Here is a 228-nt window from a genome sequence, read left to right as displayed (position 1 = left end):
CTGGCTGCTTGGTGCCTTCTGGCTTGGGCTGATCTACCACTGGCTGCTTGGTGCCCTCTGGCTTGGGCCGGTCAACCACTGGCTGCTTGGTGCCCTCTGGCTTGGGCTGATCTACCACTGGCTGCTTAGTGCCTGCTGGCTTGGGCTGATCTACCACTGGCTGCTTAGTGCCCGCTGGCTTGGGCTGATCTACCACTGGCTGCTTAGTGCCCGCTGGCTTGGGCTGAT

1 protein-coding gene is annotated in these 228 nt (G+C 61.8%); it reads left to right on the top strand.

Going from position 1 to position 228, the window contains the following annotated elements:
- On the top strand, nt 1–228 hold a 228-nt coding region (locus QK296_RS17465; protein ID WP_282391126.1), incomplete at both ends, for a hypothetical protein.

Source organism: Pseudomonas sp. AL10 (assembly GCF_029960685.1).
Taxonomy (GTDB): Bacteria; Pseudomonadota; Gammaproteobacteria; order Pseudomonadales; family Pseudomonadaceae; genus Aquipseudomonas; species Aquipseudomonas lactis.
The sequence above is the reverse complement of the archived record's forward strand: the minus strand, read 5'-3'. Positions and strand labels throughout refer to the sequence as shown.